The following is a 16950-nucleotide window of genomic DNA, read 5'->3' as shown; positions in this document are numbered from 1 at the left end:
GACGGTATGAAGGGCATGGCCTTCGTCGATGCCTGCGTGCAGTCGTCAAAACGAAACGGCGCATGGGTAAAGGTGTAGTCGGAAAGCATGCCGGGGGGCTAGAGCGTTTCCGGTTTGGGCGGAGTCACAGAAAACTCTATCTCCTTGTTTTTACGCATTTCCTGACGGAAAACTGCTTCGCACTTTTCCTGGAAATGCTCTAAGTACTTCCGGATGGCGGAAGGCAATCGGCCGCGCTCGACCTTTGCGCGCATACCCTTTCCGGGTTGATGCCGAAGCACCCCGCAGCAGGTTTGCCTCAAGCTGCGGGGCCGGTTCCAAGCCTACTTTTATCTGTTGCATCCCGGCGTGGTCGGTCGCGTCGGGTCGCATCCGCTCGCCGTCGCAGCACGGTTGGTTCTCGCAGCCGAACTGCCGAGGTGCTCGGCGTAATTGTCGCGGGTGTTCTGATCGACGACGGCGACTGGTGCGGCCAAAACCAGACCGGCCGCGTTGCCGACAGCCGCGGCCGTTCCGGTCGTTGCCACCAGGATCTGGTCGCCGAGACCGACCCGGCTGTCTGTCAGCGTCTGGCCGTCGGAGATGCGCGAACCGATGAGGCGAACGATTTCGGGCGATTCCGCGAACTTGCCGTGATTGAGGCTGTCGCCGGCCTTGATCTTCGTCAGGTCGATCACCGTGATCTTGTTGTCCGCGAGCTCCTTCTTGAACGGCGCCTGCTCCGGATCGATCGCCCCGAGCCGGGAAACGTCGCCCCAGACCCGGCGCGAGACTGCCAGAGCTCGATCGTCGCGGGATACGAACAGCGTGAAGTTCGGGTGCTTCTCGCCCATGTCGGCGATCTGCTGGCGGAAGACATCGACGTCGACATCGGGTGCCGCCAGCATGACGTTCTTGAACTTTGCGGGCAGTTCGCCATTGCGGATTGCCATCTGGCGCAACGCCTCAAGCGCCAGCCAGTTGCCCATCGAGTGCGCGAGGATCGAGACCTCCTTCACTTCCGGGTCGCGGTAGAGGTACTGGAACAGGTTTTCGAGCGCATTGCGCGTGTAGTTGGTGCTTTCGCGATCGTAGCCGTAGGCAAGCAGGCTGCCGCGAGACGGCCACGTGATCAGAATGGGGGCGCTGTGGACGCCGGAATCATGGACGATCTGGGCGAAACGATAGACAGAGTCTTCGAAGCGGTTGTTGAAGCCGTGAACGAAGACGAAAACGCTCTTGTCAGGACTTTTGCGCACACTCGCGCTCAGCCATGATTTGGCGCCGGCCATGTCCAGATCGTCCGCCTTCAGCGTCGCAAAATCCGTTGCCGGATTGGGCGGCAGCTTTTTCGGCCAGGCGACCTCGCCAGCCTTGCGCACGGTGTCTGACGGAATGGAAACGGTCATGTCGACGAAGGTGGGCGCCAGGGCGCGCTCGCCGCTATACATTTCTCCGGGATTTTCCGACCGGCTGCGCGTCGTCGTGATCAGCATGTTGACCCGGCTTGAATCCGGGGCTGTATCTGCGACCGGCGTCAGCACGCCCTTCGGATGCCCGCCGCATGCGGCCAGCATAAACACAAGCATGGCAACCATTGCGCCGCTGCGAATTCGCTCGAGAGGCGAATTGCCCCTCACGCCGCCAGTATTCCTGCTCATCCATCCCCCTGTCAAAGCGCAGTGCAAGCAGTCCCCAGCCGGCTTCCTGTCTTATGCCGGGGATGCTAGTGCACGGAGCAGTTACAATGCAATAGCGCGCGCTGACTTTCGGGCGAACCTTGTCCGGTATCGACGACGGGCTTTCGATCTTTTGGCAGGGCCTGACCAGGGCATCGGGGCCGTTCGTCGCGCTCGTCAGGTGGATCTATGGTCGCATTCCGGCGATCCTGCTGATCACCTCAGTAAAGCCCCAATCACCGGCTACCCATCAATCGTCATTCTCAGGCTCATCTGGCTTCTCACTGCGGCGGTGACCGCAGATTCGCCGACGCGCCCGTTTATCGATCCCTCAATAGCAATTCGGTCCCTGCTCGCGGGCAGGACGGCGCGAATACGGAGCGAGGTTCTTATGCGCGGAATTCCCGACGAGATGCTTGCTGCATTGAGCAAGGAGGAAATCGGCATGCTTTGGCGCGTTTTTGAGACTGTCTGTATCGAGTACGACATTCCGAGAGATGGCGAGCAGATCCAGCATCTCGCCCGATTTCTCATGCGCGAGTTTCGCCGTCCGCTGGACGAAGAAGCGCTGCTTGTCGCAGCCAAGACTTTCTACCGTCACCACGACGGTGGATTCGCAAAGTCGGCCTGAGGCCGCAAGCCTATAGGCGTCGTCTCGACGTTCCATCCGCTAACCCGGGTCCCCGGGACGCAGTCGCTCAGAAGACAACCACGGGAGAAAACCATGAAGCCATCTGTTGGAAGCTTTGGATATCAGTTCAGGCTGCTCGATTTCACGATCCGATCATCCCTGGCGATCGTGCTCGGTGTCGTCGGCTGTGTCACCTTCTACGGTGCCTTCTGGTAACGGACTGTCCCCGAGGGCGGCGCTCAGAGCAGCAGCCCGAGGACAATGGCGGCGATGGCTGAGGTCAATATGCCGTTGAGCGCCATCGCAAGGCCCGAGAACGTCCCGGCAATTTCGTTGACCTGGAAAGCCCGTGCCGTGCCGATGCCGTGCGACGTCAGGCCGGCCGCAAACCCGCGCGCGGCATAATTCCGGATCCGCAGAAGGTTCATCAGCGGCGTGACGATGATTGCCCCGAACACGCCGGTGAAGATGACGAGAAGCGCTGTCAGGGCCGGGTCGCCGCCGAGTTGCTGCGAGATGCCGACGGCGATGCCGGCCGTTGCCGACTTCGGCGCCAGAGATATCGCCACACTGTCAGGTGCGCCGAGCAGGATGGCGACACCCGTGGCGCAAACGATCGCCGTCAGGCTGCCCGCGACAAGCGCAACGACGACGGGCACGAGGTTCTGCCGGATCAGTGTCCGGTTCCGGTAAAGGGGAACAGCAAGCGCCACCGTCGCAGGTCCCAGTGCAAAATGCACGAACTGCGCCCCGTCGAAATAGGTTGAATAGGATGTCCCGGTGGCAGCCAGTATCGAGATCACCAGGACGACGGCGATCAGCACAGGATTGACGATGGGGTTGAAACCGCTGAGCGCCGCAAGCCGCTGAGCGGCGATATAGGCGCCGATCGTCACGGTCAGCCACGTGAGCGGGCTGGTCGAGAGATAGACCCAAAGCTCGAACACGCGACCGCTAGTGTCCATCGCCAGCCCCTCCTGCGCCCGACATCCTGCTCGCGAACAGGAAAGCTCCCACCGTCACCATCAAAGTCACAAGGGTCGACACCACGACGGCGACGACGATCGTGCCGGCATATTCGTAGATCAGCCGGTAGTTCTGCATCACCCCAACGCCAAGGGGCACGAACAGCACACCGAGGTTCTTGAGCAGAGCGTCGGCCACGCCGCTGACCCGGGTGTGGGCGGTGCCATCTTCCAACCCGGCTCTCCTGTCGGCAAACCAGAGATAGACAAGCAGGAGCACGATACCGAGTGCGGGTGCTGGCATGCTCAGGTCGAGCGTCCTGACAACGATCTCGCCGACCAGTTGACAGAGCAGTATGACAAACAGTCCTTCCATCGCCGTCTCCCGCATGATCAGTGGTGATGTCCCCACGGCGTATTCCGCAACACAGCCGCATCCATGGATGCTTCGTAGCCGAAATCCTTCGGCCACGCCTACTGCATATTTTGCGCGATGGCTCAAAGCGCGTTGCTGCTCTAAGCCCTTGTTCTTTCGCATGTCGGGGGCGCAAAACCGCGGCCACTTTTGCGCGACATGCGTTAGTGGTGGGGCACCGCCATCGGGACCTCGTTGCCATCGCGGTCATAGAGCTTCCCATCGCGATAGTGATCACCGTCGCGCAGAGCGGAAATATCCTGATACCGGATGATGCGTTCCGTGCCGGCCACGAAGACGGACTGCTGATCGGAGTTGCCGGTTTTGAAATGATTGAACAGCAGGTTCAGCGAGATCGCCATGATCGCGGAAGAACTGATGCCCGAGTGGAAGATGGTTTCGAACCAGGCCGGGAAGTGGTCGTAGAAATGCGGCGCGGCGATCGGGATCATGCCGAAGCCGATCGAGGTGGCGACGATGACCAGGTTCATGTTGTTGTGATAATCGACCTTGGAGAGCGAGCGGATGCCGCTCGCCGCCACCGTGCCGAACAGCACGATACCGGCGCCACCGAGCACGGCCGGCGGAACAGCTGCGATCACCCGCCCCATGACAGGAAGAATGCCGAGCGTCACCAGAATGAGGCCGCCGGTTGCGACGGCATAGCGGCTCTTGATGCCGGTCACGGCCACAAGACCGACGTTCTGGGCAAAGGCGCTCTGCGTGAACGAGCCGAAGATCGGGGCGAACAGGCTCGAGATCATGTCGGCGCGCAGGCCATCGCCCAGTCGCTTGGAATCGACCTTGGTGCCGATGATTTCGCCGACGGCCAGGATGTCTGCCGACGTCTCGACCAGGATGACCAGGAGAACGATGAACATCGAGACGATCGCCGCGGCCGTGAAGACCGGCGCCCCGAAATGGAAGGGCGAGGGGAAGGCCAGGATCGGACCTTCGGCGACCTTGGTAAAATCGGTCATCCCGAAAGCCAAGGCGATCAGCGTGCCGATGACCATGGCAAGCAGGATCGACAGGCGCGATATACTGGAGCTGCCAACCTTGCTGAGGAGCAGGACGGTGAGCAAAGTCACCGCCGCCAGGCCGATGTTGCTGACGCTGCCGAAGTCGGGCGCGTTGGGATTACCACCCATGGCCCAGCGGGCCGCGACCGGCATCAGTGTCAGGCCGATCGTGGTAATGACGATGCCGGTAACCAGCGGCGGGAAGAACCGCGTGATGCGCGAGAAGATCGGCGTGATCGCCAGGCCGACGAGTGACGCCACCATCACGGCGCCCATCACCGCCGGCAATCCGCCACCTTCGCGGCTGGTGACGATCGCCACCATGGTAGCGACGCCGGCAAACGAAACGCCCTGAACCAGCGGCAGCTGACAGCCGAAGAACGGAATGCCGATCGTCTGCAGGATAGTCGCCAGGCCGCCGGCAAACAGCGACGCGGTGATCAGCAGGCCGATGTCGGCTGGAGACAAGCCGGCCGCCTGGCCGATGATCAGCGGGACGGCGACGATGCCGCCATACATGGTGAGCACGTGCTGAAGGCCATAGACGAGGTTTGCGCCTGCGCCCAGGCGCTTGTCTTCCGGCCGCTCAATCGTTTGTTCGATGTGATCGTTTCGATGCGAAACATCCATGCGTCTCCTCCCAGATGCGTGTTCTGTTCAATCTGCGCATCTCCTCAAACGCGCAGCCCGAACTATAGGCCGAGATCTTGGGCACCATTGCATGCGGGTGATTTGAAGTTGTTTTCGGTTTGGCAGCGGTAATCCGTGCGTCCGGAAACGGACATCGCGATAGGTCAAGCGCCGCCGCTATCGCGACGCTGCCTGGACCACCGTGACGGCGATCATGTGGAAGACGTCATCGGCCGTGCAGCCACGCGAAAGGTCGTTGGCGGGCTTGGCCAGCCCCTGAAGCACCGGGCCGATGGCGGTCGCGCCGCCGATGCGCTGGGCGATCTTGTAGCCGATATTGGCGGCATCGAGATTGGGGAAGACGAAGACATTTGCCTGGCCGTGCAGCGCCGAATTGGGTGCCTTGGACGACGATACGGCCTCGACGAAGGCGCTGTCGAACTGCAGTTCGCCGTCGATCAGCAGGTCGGGATTGGCGGCGCGGGCAATGTGCGTCGCCTCGACCACCTTGGAGACGCGGTCGTGCGCGGCGCTACCATTGGTGGAGAAGGAGAGCATCGCGACCTTGGGACGTTCGCCAAGCAGCGCCTGATAGGACCGAGCCGACATGCGGGCGATATCGGCGAGACCGGCAGCATCCGGGTCGACCACGAGGCCGCAGTCGGAAAAGACGAAGGCGCCCTTCTTGGCGTGATGCGGCTGGCACAACATCATCAGGAAAAAACTGGAGACCAGGCCGGCGTCAGGCGCACGGCCGATGATTTGCAGGGCGGTGCGCACCGTATCGGCCGTTGTTGCCACCGCTCCTCCGATGGTGCCGTCCGCCTCGTCTTCGCGAACCATCATGGCTGCGAAGACCAGGTCCTCTCGCACTGCCTTCTCGGCCATCTCTCGGTCGACGCCCTTGCTCCGGCGCAGGTCGTGATATCGCAACGCGAACTGCTGTGTCAGTGGCGACGTCGCCGGGTCTTCGATCCGGAAGGCATGCGCATCGCCGCCGTGATCGCGCAGGCGCTCGGCGATGATCTCGTGCCGACCAATGAGCGTGACTTCGGCGAGACCTTCTGCGCGGGCGCGCATGGCCGCAGCGACCACCCGCGTGTCTTCGCCCTCGGCAAGCACGATGTGGCGCGGTGCCTGCTTAGCGGTTTCGATGATGCGATCGAGTGGTTTCATTAGAGATGCCCCAGATAATGCATGCCGCCGAGGATGAAGACGCCGAGGAAGATCGTTTCGGCGACGATGAGCGCGACCGCGTCGCCGCCGACGTCGAGCACGCGCCGGAGCGACGTCTTCATGCCGACGGCGACGATGCCCGCCAAAAGCGCCCAGCGCGATGCCTCCATGCCGAGTTCGGCGATGGCGGCCGGCACCATCCCGCCGGAGTTCATGGCGGCAAGGATCAGGAAAGCGACGACGAAGCCGGGGAGCAATGGTGGACGTTTGCCGGCCTCCACCCCTTCCTGCGGCACGTTTCGAAGGGCGATGGAGAAGATGAGGACAACGGGTGCCAGCATCGTCACGCGGATGAGCTTGACGAGTGTTGCGGTCTCGCCGGCCTCCGGCGAGACCGAGAAGCCGGCGCCGACCACTTGGGCGACATCATGGATCGTGCCGCCGAAGAAGATGCCGGTGCCGCGCGCATCGAGCCCCAGCGACTGGGCGAGGATGGGGTAACCGATCATCGCCAGGGTGCTGAGGACGGTCACCGACAGCACGGTGAAGATCAGATTGCGCTCGGAAAATTCGTTCTTCGGCAGCACGGCGGCGATCGCCATAGCGGCGGAAGCACCGCAGATCGCGACCGCACCGCTGGTCAGAAGCGCGAGCCTCCAGCCCCTTCCAAGGATCTTGGCGGCTGCAAGGCCGAAGAGGATCGTTGCTGCAATCGCTGCCACCAGCAGGAGAATGGTGCCGCTCCCGAGGCCGATCAAGAGGTCGACGCTGATGCGCATGCCGAGCAGGGCAACGCCGATCCGGAGGATCTTTTTTGCTGAAAGCTCGATGCCGGCGACGCACCTGCCTTCCTCGGAGAGAAAGTGGAATGCGATGCCGAGCAGAAGCGCCATCAGCATGGCGGGCGCGCCATAATGATCCGACAGGAACTGAGCGGCCATGGCGACGGCGGCCGTCACCAGCAGACCAGGGCCGTATGTCGACAGGGCCGAGGGCAGCCATTGGAGCCGCCGCGTCGTTTCGGATACCGCATTCATGTTAAATTTCCCGTCTGAAAGCGCCAAGTCGGAAGCCCATGCCCGGCGACATCAGCCGGGCATGGGGTGGATGTCAGACGTGCTGCTGCGGCCGCATGTCCGAGCGCTGGATGCCAGCCACCTGCACCGGCTTCTTCATCGCGTCGCGGCGGAAGGGCTCACCCAGCTCCTGGTTGAGGATGACTTCGACGAAGGTGGTCACGCCCTGTGACTGGTCGTCGAGCGCCTGCTGCAGGGCGGCCGTCAGGCCCGCCTGCGTGTCGACCGTCACACCCTTGAGACCGCAGCCGTCGGCCACTTTCGCGTAGCTGAGGTTGGGATTGAGTTCGGTTCCGACAAAGTTGTTGTCGTACCAGAGCGTCGTGTTGCGCTTCTCGGCTCCCCACTGGAAGTTACGGAAGATCACCATGGTGATCGGCGGCCAGCCGGCGCGACCGATGGAGGTCATCTCGTTCATCGAGATGCCGAATGCGCCATCGCCGGCAAAGCCGATCACCGGCACATCAGGGCAACCGATCTTGGCGCCGACGATCGACGGGAAGCCGTAGCCACAGGGTCCGAACATGCCGGGCGCCAGGTATTTCCGGCCTTGTTCGAAGCTCGGATAGGCGTTGCCGATGGCGCAGTTGTTGCCGATGTCGGTGGAGATGATGGCGTCCTTGGGCAAGGCCGCCTGGATCGCACGCCATGCCTGGCGTGGCGACATGCGGTCGGATTCCCGCCGACGGGCCGAGGCATTCCATTCGGTGCCCGGATCGTCGTCCTCGTGGTCCATCGACGACAGCTGCTGCAGCCAGGCCGAGCGGGTGGTGTGGATCAGTGCCTTGCGTTCCTCGCGGCCGATATCGCCGGCCGACGGCGACAGTTGATCGAGGATTTGGCTTGCCACCTGCTTGGCATCGCCGCAGATGCCGACCGTCACCTTCTTCGTCAGGCCGATGCGATCGGAGTTGATGTCGACCTGGATGATCGCGGCATTCTTCGGCCAATAGTCGATGCCGTAGCCCGGAAGCGTCGAGAACGGATTGAGGCGGGTGCCGAGCGCCAGTACGACGTCGGCCTTGGCGATCAGTTCCATGGCCGCCTTGGAGCCGTTGTAGCCGAGCGGGCCCGCCGCTAGCCGATGGCCGCCGGGAAAGGCGTCGTTATGCTGGTATCCGCAGCAGACCGGGGCGTCGAGACGCTCAGCCAGCGCGATGGATTCGCCGATCGCGCCGCCGATGACCACGCCGGCGCCGTTGAGGATCACCGGGAATTTCGCTTCGGACAGCAATCTTGCTGCCTCTGAAATTGCCTGCTTGCCGCCGGAGGGGCGCTCCAGCCGAACGATGCTCGGCAGCTCGACGTCGATCACCTGTGTCCAGTAATCGCGCGGGATGTTGATCTGCGCCGGGGCGCAGCCGCGCCAGGCTTTCTCGATGACCCGGTTGAGGACTTCGGGAACGCGGCTCGCGTCGCGCACCTCTTCCTGGTAGCAGACCATTTCCTCAAACAGCGCCATCTGGTCGACTTCCTGGAAGCCGCCCTGGCCGATCGTCTTGTTTGCCGCCTGCGGCGTGACGAGAAGCATCGGCGTATGGTTCCAGTAGGCCGTCTTGACTGCGGTCACGAAGCCGGTGACGCCGGGGCCGTTCTGGGCGATTGCCATCGACATGTTGCCGGTGACCCGGGTGTATCCGTCGGCGATCAATGCCGCGTTGGTTTCATGGGCGCAGTCCCAGAAGGTGATGCCAGCTTTCGGGAAGAGGTCGGACACCGGCATCATCGCCGAGCCGATGATCCCGAAGGCGTGTTCGATGCCGTGCATCTGGAGGACTTTTACGAAAGCCTCTTCGGTCGTCATTTTCATTGTCTGTTTCCTTTCATGTTGGGTTGGGGGCCGACCGAGCGGCTAGAGGATTTCGTCCTTGAGGTAGTACCAGCGGTACATCCCCCACTGGCCGATGCGCCGGAACGGCGTCAGCAGCCCATGGCTGGGGAGAGGGGAGGTGAAGATCGGCAGGTCGAGGGCACCGCCCTTGCCGGCGACCATCTGCGCCATGCGCCGTCCGGCCTGGGCCGAGTACATGACGCCGTTGCCGCCGTAGCCCATGGCGTAGAACAGCGCCTGTTGCGGATCCGGGCGGAAGATGCGCGGCATCATGTCGTGACTGACATCGACCCAGCCCCACCAGGAGTAGTCGACCTTGATGCCTGTCAGCACCGGGAACTTGCGGTAGAGGCCCTCGAGCAGACGGTCGAGATGTTTTGGGTTGACCGCGTCTTTGCCGGTGATCGCGCTGCGGCTGCCGATCTGCACGCGCCCGTCGGGCAACAGCCGGTAGTAGTGGCGAAGCGTGCGCGTGTCGGTAAGCGAAATATGCGTCTGGAAATTCAACGCCGACCGCTCTTCGTCGGTGAGTACGCGCGTGACGATCGAGTTGGAGAGGATCGGCATCAGCCGGTGCTTCGTCAGCGAATGCAGGCCGGGCGAGGTATAGCCGGCCGTCGCGAAACACACAGCCCTCGCCCGCACGATCCCGCCGGGGGTGCGAAGGTGGAAGACTCCGCCTTTCCGGTCGCAGCTGAGAACCGGGCTCGAGGTATGAACGCGGGCACCGAGCTTGCGCGCCAGGGTGAGATAGCCGAAGGCGAGCTTGGCCGCATGGATGCCCATGCCGTCGGGCTCGTAAAGCGCGCCCACCGCCTCGTTGTCGCGGACGAAGTCGCGATGGATTTCGTCGCGGCCGAGGATGCGGGTGCGGTAGCCGAAGACGTCGTTGAGGACGCGGGATTCGGCTTCCAGCGACGGCATCACCTTGTTGCGGTGGGCGATATAGAGATGCCCGCCATCCTGCGGGTCGCAGGCGATTTCCGGCGAGCGGATGAGGTCGCGGAAAAGATCGAAGGCTTCGCTGATCTCGACGTGAAGCTTCCTGGCGACATCCACGCCCCAGCGCTCGATCCATTGCGAGCGCTTGAGTCGGCCCGCCGAAATCTGCGCCTGACCGCCGTTGCGGGTGCTGCAGCCCCAGGCGACGCCGTTTGCCTCGAGCACCGTCGCCTTGATGCCATGCTCCTTGGCAAGATGGATGGCGCAGGAGAGGCCGGTGTATCCCGAGCCGACGATTGCGACGTCGACGTCGATATCCCCAAGCACGGGACCATCATCGGCGGGCGGCGGTCCGGCGGTTGCGATCCAGTAGGTCGGCGCATAATCCTTGCCGTCGCCGGGATTGGCGGCGCGATTGGGATCGTATGCCGGATCGAAGGGCTTGCTCGGCCGCAATGTTTTGACAAGCTGTTCCATGACGGTTTCCTGGCCTGGCTGGAGCTCAGTAGCGGAAGGGGGCCGCAATCAGCGGCCGGTTCTTGCGAAAGGCCTGCTTGCGGACGATCTTGCCGTCACGGAGCGTGAAGAGGTCGCAGCCTTCGGCCTCGATGCGGCTGCCGTCGGCGTTCGTGCCGGAGAACGTCCATTCCGATACGGCCCGGTCTCCATGGACGAAATGGCTGTGGTGGGCCCAATGAGCGTCCGGCATCGTCTGCCACACGCTGCTGAAGGCGGTCGCGATCTGCTCAGTGCCCTCGACCCGGGTGCCGTGCGCTTCGCTGCCGGCCACCGTGTTGAAGACGCAGTCTTCGGCGAAGAAGGACATGACGCCGTCGATGTCGTGCCGGTTGAAGGCGTCGAAGAGGTCGGAGAGGTCGGTCGCGGTCATGGCTTGTGTTTCCTAAGCGTTGCAGGCGATGTTTTCGGGCATGGCTTCGCCGTGGCCGGGTGAACCGGCCGGATCGGCTTTGTTTGTGCGGTATGGGTCCTGTTAGGACGGGGCGGCCATTAGCTCGGTGGCCGCGCCCCTGTTGAACGGGGCATCGTCACACCTTGCCCTTCCAGGGAATGAGCGCCTTCTCGAGACGCCGGATCAGGAGATCGAACGCAAAGGCAAAGACGCCGATGACGATGATGCCCATGATCACGGTGTCGCTGGCCAGGAACTCGGCGGCGTTGAGCACCATGAAACCGAGGCCCCGGTGGGCTGCGACCATTTCGGCCGCAACCAGCGTCGTCCATCCGACGCCGATGCCGATGCGCATCCCGGTGAAGATCTCCGGCAGCGCCGCCTTGAGAATGACGTGGCTGATGACCTGGCGGCGGCTAGCGCCCATGGCATAGGCCGCATGGATCTGCTCGATCGAGACGGACCGCACACCGGCCCGGGCGGCGATCGCCATCGGCGCGAAGATCGCGAGGAAGATCAGGAACACCTTCGGAAATTCGCCGATGCCGAGCCAGATGATGATCAGTGGCAGGTAGGCGAGCGGCGGCAAGGGGCGGTAGAACTCGATGATCGGATCAAACAGCCCGCGCATCACCCGGTTCACGCCCATGAGGATGCCGATCGGAACCGCGGTGACAAGGGCGAGCGCGAAGGCCCCGAGCACGCGACCGAGACTTGCCAGCGTATGCTGGGCGAGGGTCGAATTGGAGACGCCCTCTGTCAGCGCGATCACGAACTTGTCCCAGACCGCAAGCGGCGATGGCAAAAACAGCGGCCGTACCCATTGCATCTCGGTGACCAGCAGCCAGAGCGCCACCAGGGTCAGCGCTGTCAGCAGGCTGATATGTCCGCTCATGCCCTCGCCGGGGGCGCCGTAGATCCGGCCCGGCTTGACCGGCTTGGCTTTCGTCACGCGCTCAAGCATGGAGGAGCTCCGGGTTTCCGGATTGGCGTTCGTCGCCGTAGATGATGCTGAGGATCTGTTCACGCATGTCGATGAAGTCGCGACTGGATTTGATTGCACGGGCATTGCCTTCTTCCAGAAACCGTTTGTTGAAATCGAGCTCGTAGGTGTGGGTGATCCGTCCTGGTCGCGGCGACATGACGATCAGGCGCGACCCCAGGAACAACGCCTCCTCGACGCTGTGGGTGATGAAAAAGAACATCTTGTTGGTCAGCTGCCAGACTTTGAGCAGCAATTCCTGGATGGTCTCGCGGGTCAGCGCATCGAGCGCCGCCATCGGCTCGTCCATCAAGAGCATCGACGGGTCGCAGCTCAGCGCCCTGGCGATGCCCACACGCTGCTGCATGCCGCCGGACAGGTGGTAGATCATGTGCCGGTGAAAATCCTGCAGGCCGACAAGAGCGAGGTTCTTGGAGGCGACCTCGTGGCGTTTCGCCTTGTCGACACCGCGCAGTTTCAGCCCGAATTCGGTGTTGTCGATGACATTGAGCCAGGGCAGCAACGCATGCTTCTGGAACACGACCCCACGGTCGGCACCGGGACCGGAGACGCGGCGGCTTCCAAGTGTGATTTCACCACCGCTCGGGGCCATGAAGCCCGCCATCAGATTGAGCAGCGTGGTCTTGCCGCAGCCCGAGGCACCGAGCGCGACGACGAAATCGCCGCTCTTGATTTCGAGGTTGACGCCCTTGAGCGCAATGACCGCCTCGTCCGAATAGAGACCAGGATAGGTCAGGCTCACATTGCTGACATTGAGAGTTTCCATTGTGCAGGCCTTTCGAGAAATGGCTGTTGAGTGGCGTTGGCGGCGCTCCTGACCAACAGGCGGTCAGGAGCGGGCGTCGGCTACTTCGAAGCCTCTTTCGCGTAGGCGCTGTTGACGTAGGGGGCGTAGTCGTCGAGCGCCTTGTCGATTTGCTTCTGGTCGGCAAGGAATTTCGCGCTTTCCGACAGCGCGCGCACAGCACCGCCGCCGAGCCAGGTTTCGGACGCCTGCTCCTGCGCTGTCGGGAACGAGAGCAAGTTCAGCGCTTCGACGGTGCCGGCGCCATCGCCGCCGATGAGCTTGACGATGTTCTGGACCGGTGCGGAGTCTGCCGTCCAGCTTGCGCCGTTTGCCTTGTAGTCGGCGTAGGCTTCGGCCAGCACCTTGGTGAAGGCGGCCATGAACTTCGGATTTTCAGCTGCCCATTTCTTGTCGACCACCAGACCGTCGAAGGTCGGGACGCTGGCTGCGCCGATCGCTTCGGAGTCGGAAATGACCTTGCCGGTCTTCAGCAGTTCCGACAGGGCCGGAGGCCAGACATAGGCGGCATCGATATCGCCGCGCTGCCAGGCGGCCACGATCTGCGGTGGCTTCATGTTGAGGATGTTGACTTCGCGCGGATCGACCTTCCACACCTGCTCGAGGCCGACAAGGAGATGGAAGTGGGACGTCGAGACGAAGGGGACGCCGACGGAGCGGCCGACCAGATCTTCCGGCTTCTCGATGCCCGAACCTTCGCGGGCGACAAGCGCTTCCGACTTGCCGATATTGTCGAGGATCCAGAACAGCTCGAGATCGACGCCGCGCGTTGCCGCGGCCGTGGTGCCGGTGGAGCCGATGACGCCGATCGGCACGTTGCCCGATGCAAGCGCCGTCGAGATATCGCCGCCGGAGCTGAACTGCCGCCAGTCGACGAGATAGCCAGCCTCTTTCGCGGCGGCGTCGAAACGGCCGTCGGCGATGGCGGCAATGAACGGGCCGACGATCTGCTGGTAGCCGATGATCACATTGGTCTCGGCGCGGGCAAGACTGGAGGTCAGGAGGCCGGCCGCAATCGTGGCCGCCCCCGCCATGGTTTTCAAGGCGTTGGAATAGAACATTTGTTTCCCTCTGGTTCCGACCCCGTTTTCGGAGTCTGTCGACTGTTATGCCGATCTCATTTTCGACCATAGGGGATAAAGCAGCTTTCCGGTTTGCTTTATAGCCAGATTGAAAGTTAGATAAGTCCAGATTGACCGATAGGGGATCGGACGTGGCACGCATTTCTGTTCCGGAAACAATCTTCTTCATCGATCGGGCGAGCCGTACGAGCCTGCAGGCGCAGATCCGCGAGACGGTCGTCTCCGCCGTGCTGTCAGGGCGGCTGCCGCCCGGTGCCCAGCTGCCGTCGACGCGCAAGCTTGCGAGCTATCTCAACATTTCGCGCCTCACCGTCACGCTTGCCTATCAGGAGTTGGCGACCCAGGGCTATCTCGATGCGGCCGACCGCAGCAGCTACCGCGTTGCCGACAAGCCGCCGTTCAACGTGCTTGATGCGGACGTGGCGAAGCCGGGGGCGGATGCTGTGGATTGGTCGTCCAAGCTGCGCTCGACCTTTCGCGTTGCCAAGCAGATGCGCAAGCCGCTCGACTGGCGGCGGTATCCCTATCCTTTCCTCTATGGCCAGATGGACCCGTCGCTGTTCGATCTCACCGCCTGGCGCGACTGCGCCCGGCGCGCGCTGGCGCGCGAAGATTTCGAACTCATGGCAGGCGATTTCGCCGCGTCTGACGATGTGCAACTGGTCAACTACATCTGTTCGCGCACGCTGCCGGGGCGCGGCATCCGGGCCAATCCCGACGAGATCCTGGTGACGGTGGGAGCGCAGAATGCGCTCTGGATCGTCATTCAGCTGTTGCTGCGGCGCGGGTCCCATGCTGTGTGCGAAAACCCCTGCCACCCGGATATGAGCGCCTCGCTGCAACTGAGCGGCGCAAAGGTGACGGTGCTTGACGTCGATGAAGGCGGGCTACCGCCGGCGGCCCTGCCGCATGAGATCGATGCCGTGTTTGTGACGCCGAGCCATCATTCGCCGACGGGTGCGACCATGCCGATGGATCGCCGTGTAGCACTGCTCGAAGCCGCCTCAAGCAGGGACTTCGTCATCATCGAGGACGATTACGAGTTCGAGATGAGCTTTCTCGCGCCACCGTCCCCGGCGCTGAAGGCCTTCGACAGAAACGGGCGGGTCTTTTACATCGGCAGCTTTTCGAAGTCGCTTTTCCCCGGCCTGCGGCTTGGCTATCTCGTGGCACCGGCGCCCGTCATCCGGGAGGCGCGGGCGCTCCGTGCCCTGATGCTGCGCCATCCGCCCGGCCACCTCCAGCGCACCGCTGCCTATTTTCTGGCGCTCGGTCACTATGACGCCGTGCTTCACAGGATGCGGGAAGAGTACCACCTGCGCCATCGGGTAATGGCAGACGCGCTCAACGCCAACGGGCTTAAGATCGCCGGTTCGGCAGCGTTCGGCGGAACCTCCTTCTGGATCGAAGGCCCTGACGGTCTCGATGCGGACAGGCTGATGGCCGATCTGCGGGAAGACGGGGTTCTGATCGAATCCGGATCGCCGTTCTTTCCGAACGACGAGGAAAGCTGCCGCTTTTTCCGCATGGGATACTCGTCGATCGGCAGAGACCGCATAGCCGAAGGCGTGAAGCTGACGGCAAACAGAATGGCGCAGTCTTGAAACCGGTCCTCACTTCTCGCCGTTGCGGCGACCCGGCGAACGGTTGCTATCCGTTCGACAGCAGGGCCAGGATTTCTGTGCGATTGAGTTTTTTCCCGGTGGCGACGTCGAAAATCCGGAGCGCGATCTTGTTGGCGGGCGGGTCCGATTGCGTGCAGTTGTTCTGCGTGCACCACTCCGCCAGCGCCTCACGCATCTCTACGACATCGGTTACAGGCGAATTGCGTGTGTCTGTCATGGCTGAACCTCAATTTCGGCCCAAGCTTAGGTTCTGTGCGGTAGCGCCACAACTCTGAGAAATCAGGGGGATTCGGCGGTTTTGCCCCCAGAAAGCGCTGGGCGTCATGCTTGGCGCGCAACGCTTTCAGCTGGGGCAACATCCCCCGTCTGGCGGATATGCGCCTCGATCAGGCGTTTGAGGCCGGCGACATCGCGGGCTTCGAGCGCATCGACCATCATATGATGCTCGCGTGCGGACCGCTCGACGCGGGCGCTTGTGCGCCACTGCGAGACCGGTGCCGAAGAGGTGCGTTGGCGGATTTCGGAAACGAGGTCCACAAGCTCGTGATTGCCTGACAGAAGCAGCAGTTCGCGGTGGAAGGCGAGGTTGGCCTCGTAATGCTCCAGCACCGTGCCGACCATGGTCATCTGGTCGAAATGGCTGGCGAGTTGGCGCAGCCTGGCGATGCTTTCGGGCGTGGCCCGTTCCACCATCAGATCGGCCACCGCTGTTTCGAGGATGACGCGGATATCGCTGACTTCCTGCGCACGCCGGCCGTCCGGCTGATAAACGTGATAGCCGCGATTGGGCACGTGCTCGACCAGCCGCTTCTGCGACAGGCGGTCGAGAGCCCGGCGAACCTCCGGCCGGGTGCAATCGTATCGCTTTTCGAGATCGATTTGCTTGAGCCAGGTGCCGGCTGGCAGCACGCCGGTCAGAATGTCCTCGAGAACGAGATCGGTGACGTCCCGCTCCTTGGCCGCAGTCTCGGTCACATCTTGCATTTCGGTCATGGACATTCCTGTTTGCTCAATTGTGAGCGGGCCGCGCGGGCTCGCCTTGTTCGCATAAGCGATCGTCTGTTTTTGCGTCTGCGATCGATACCGAAAATATCCATCGCCGCCCATTGCGCAATTTATTTTTGTATCCTAAATTGGCGCCAATATTGGTAACTATCGCATATGGGGCACTGAATGCCA

Annotated in this window: 17 protein-coding genes and 1 pseudogene; 4 read left to right on the top strand and 14 right to left on the bottom strand. The window is 62.6% G+C overall.

Annotated features, from left to right (window positions below; genetic code table 11):
• Positions 1–203: pseudogene (locus ASD02_RS39385) on the top strand (hypothetical protein); the annotation flags it as partial.
• A gap of 126 nt (positions 204–329) precedes the next feature.
• On the opposite strand, the gene ASD02_RS05610 reads toward ASD02_RS39385, so the two are convergent.
• Positions 330–1577: an alpha/beta hydrolase gene (locus tag ASD02_RS05610; protein WP_057221941.1), complete on the bottom strand. Its 1248-nt coding sequence runs from the start codon at positions 1575–1577 to the stop codon at positions 330–332.
• Between ASD02_RS05610 and ASD02_RS39510 the strand changes: the two genes are divergently transcribed.
• Complete coding sequence (locus tag ASD02_RS39510) at positions 1567–2289, top strand: hypothetical protein (protein WP_244494172.1); 723 nt, start codon at positions 1567–1569, stop codon at positions 2287–2289. The genes ASD02_RS05610 and ASD02_RS39510 overlap by 11 nt on opposite strands.
• A gap of 93 nt (positions 2290–2382) precedes the next feature.
• The gene (locus tag ASD02_RS40325) at positions 2383–2505 is read left to right on the top strand and encodes a hypothetical protein (protein WP_025429467.1); all 123 of its coding nucleotides are present in this window, start codon (positions 2383–2385) and stop codon (positions 2503–2505) included.
• A gap of 23 nt (positions 2506–2528) precedes the next feature.
• Here ASD02_RS40325 and ASD02_RS05600 read toward each other — a convergent pair whose 3' ends face one another.
• The 11 genes from ASD02_RS05600 to tauA form a co-directional block, all read right to left on the bottom strand.
• Positions 2529–3254, bottom strand: a complete 726-nt coding sequence (locus tag ASD02_RS05600; protein ID WP_057212953.1) for an LrgB family protein — start codon at positions 3252–3254, stop codon at positions 2529–2531.
• The gene (locus tag ASD02_RS05595) at positions 3244–3630 is read right to left on the bottom strand and encodes a CidA/LrgA family protein (protein WP_057212950.1); all 387 of its coding nucleotides are present in this window, start codon (positions 3628–3630) and stop codon (positions 3244–3246) included. The genes ASD02_RS05600 and ASD02_RS05595 overlap by 11 nt, the downstream gene beginning before the upstream one ends.
• 203 nt (positions 3631–3833) lie before the next feature.
• Positions 3834–5321 carry a nucleobase:cation symporter-2 family protein gene (locus tag ASD02_RS05590; protein WP_057221940.1) on the bottom strand — a complete coding sequence of 496 codons (1488 nt, stop codon included), beginning with the start codon at positions 5319–5321 and terminating at the stop codon, positions 3834–3836.
• A 177-nt stretch (positions 5322–5498) separates the two neighbouring features.
• The gene (gene pta / locus ASD02_RS05585) at positions 5499–6497 is read right to left on the bottom strand and encodes a phosphate acetyltransferase (protein ID WP_057212946.1); all 999 of its coding nucleotides are present in this window, start codon (positions 6495–6497) and stop codon (positions 5499–5501) included.
• The gene (locus ASD02_RS05580; protein ID WP_057221939.1) at positions 6497–7534 is read right to left on the bottom strand and encodes a YeiH family protein; all 1038 of its coding nucleotides are present in this window, start codon (positions 7532–7534) and stop codon (positions 6497–6499) included. The genes pta and ASD02_RS05580 overlap by 1 nt, the downstream gene beginning before the upstream one ends.
• Positions 7535–7607: 73 nt before the next feature.
• The gene (xsc, locus tag ASD02_RS05575) at positions 7608–9383 is read right to left on the bottom strand and encodes a sulfoacetaldehyde acetyltransferase (RefSeq protein ID WP_057212942.1); all 1776 of its coding nucleotides are present in this window, start codon (positions 9381–9383) and stop codon (positions 7608–7610) included.
• Between the two features lie 42 nt (positions 9384–9425).
• Positions 9426–10823, bottom strand: a complete 1398-nt coding sequence (locus tag ASD02_RS05570) for an FAD-binding oxidoreductase (RefSeq protein WP_057221938.1) — start codon at positions 10821–10823, stop codon at positions 9426–9428.
• 25 nt (positions 10824–10848) lie between these two features.
• On the bottom strand, positions 10849–11235 hold the full coding sequence (locus tag ASD02_RS05565; RefSeq protein WP_057212940.1) for a nuclear transport factor 2 family protein: 387 nt from the start codon (positions 11233–11235) through the stop codon (positions 10849–10851).
• 157 nt (positions 11236–11392) lie between these two features.
• Positions 11393–12220, bottom strand: a complete 828-nt coding sequence (locus tag ASD02_RS05560; RefSeq protein ID WP_025429459.1) for an ABC transporter permease subunit — start codon at positions 12218–12220, stop codon at positions 11393–11395.
• Positions 12213–13025, bottom strand: coding sequence for a taurine ABC transporter ATP-binding protein (locus ASD02_RS05555; protein WP_057212938.1), 813 nt, complete (start codon positions 13023–13025; stop codon positions 12213–12215). The genes ASD02_RS05560 and ASD02_RS05555 overlap by 8 nt, the downstream gene beginning before the upstream one ends.
• 80 nt (positions 13026–13105) lie before the next feature.
• Complete coding sequence (gene tauA / locus ASD02_RS05550) at positions 13106–14125, bottom strand: taurine ABC transporter substrate-binding protein (RefSeq protein WP_057212936.1); 1020 nt, start codon at positions 14123–14125, stop codon at positions 13106–13108.
• A 152-nt stretch (positions 14126–14277) separates the two neighbouring features.
• Between tauA and ASD02_RS05545 the strand changes: the two genes are divergently transcribed.
• Positions 14278–15750 (top strand): PLP-dependent aminotransferase family protein, encoded by a 1473-nt coding sequence (locus ASD02_RS05545; RefSeq protein WP_057212984.1) that lies wholly within the window; start codon positions 14278–14280, stop codon positions 15748–15750.
• A 46-nt stretch (positions 15751–15796) separates the two neighbouring features.
• Here the strand turns inward: ASD02_RS05545 and ASD02_RS05540 are convergent, their stop codons facing one another.
• Both ASD02_RS05540 and ASD02_RS05535 read right to left on the bottom strand, forming a co-directional pair.
• On the bottom strand, positions 15797–15988 hold the full coding sequence (locus ASD02_RS05540; protein ID WP_057212934.1) for a hypothetical protein: 192 nt from the start codon (positions 15986–15988) through the stop codon (positions 15797–15799).
• A gap of 104 nt (positions 15989–16092) precedes the next feature.
• Positions 16093–16770, bottom strand: a complete 678-nt coding sequence (locus ASD02_RS05535) for a GntR family transcriptional regulator (protein ID WP_057221952.1) — start codon at positions 16768–16770, stop codon at positions 16093–16095.
• Positions 16771–16950 lie beyond the last annotated feature (180 nt).

The sequence above is a fragment of the Ensifer sp. Root1252 genome, from assembly GCF_001425885.1.
Taxonomy (GTDB): Bacteria; Pseudomonadota; Alphaproteobacteria; order Rhizobiales; family Rhizobiaceae; genus Ensifer; species Ensifer canadensis.
This window is presented reverse-complemented; position numbering and strand designations above follow the sequence as displayed.